1 protein-coding gene is annotated in these 791 nt (G+C 42.0%); it reads right to left on the reverse strand.

What is annotated here, in order from left to right; all coding sequences use genetic code 11:
- Positions 1-214: 214 nt before the first annotated feature.
- Positions 215-673, reverse strand: a complete 459-nt coding sequence (locus F0251_RS24290; protein WP_171731989.1) for a GNAT family N-acetyltransferase — start codon at positions 671-673, stop codon at positions 215-217.
- Between the last annotated feature and the right edge of the window lie 118 nt (positions 674-791).

Here is a 791-nt window from a genome sequence, read left to right on the forward strand (position 1 = left end):
GGTGATTAGGACTTCGTGTTCGACTTCCTCATCTTGGCCAAGGCAATAGCCGCTCAACAGGCCGTATATATGGAAGTTAACCTGCGCTTTTAATCATACTGCTGGCTTGCAAAACTGGGGGAGACCATATATGTGAGCAGCGCTTGGCTATACTTGAGCGAAGCGAAAGCGCCAAGCGTTGCGAATCACTCTTAAATGCTTTGTTATGTGCGTGCTAATTGAGGTACTTTTGCCAATGTTGATGCCCTGTCAAAACTACCCTGTAATCTTCGTAGTCCAATGAACTATAGAGCTTTTTAGCTGCAACATTGTCATCACCGACCTCTAGTGTGATTTTGAGGTAATCATTATCACGACAATACTGTTCGATACCATTCAGTTGCGCTTTCCCCACACCTTTACCACGAAAGTTGTCCGACACCATAAAATCATGGATATTCATCACTCTTTGCGCTCGATAAGTTGAAAACGATTCAAAGCAAACCGCAAAACCAGCGTGCTTATCGTCGAAAAAACTGATAAATCCGTGGAAATAAGGCAATGCAAACAACTGAGTAATTACTGAGAGATCTAGCTCAACTGAGAATCCAGATAGGTACTCTCTAAACAAAGTCTCAAATATACCTTTGTCCTCAATGCTTTCTGTTTCGATACGCCTGATTGTGATTTCCATATCCATTTCCACCAAAGCACATAACGCTTAAGTATTTATCCGTTGTCGTAGCACAATGGATAAATACCTGTTGGACTTGGCCGCTTCTATTTATGGAATTTGCTTTTTAGGACTGACT

The sequence above is a fragment of the Vibrio sp. 070316B genome, assembly GCF_013114115.1.
Classification (GTDB): Bacteria; Pseudomonadota; Gammaproteobacteria; order Enterobacterales; family Vibrionaceae; genus Vibrio; species Vibrio chagasii_B.

Bases quoted from the DNA above. Each gene is read 5' to 3' on its own strand.
- F0251_RS24290 (WP_171731989.1), bottom strand. From the start codon at position 673: ATGGAAATCACAATCAGGCGTATCGAAACAGAAAGCATTGAGGACAAA.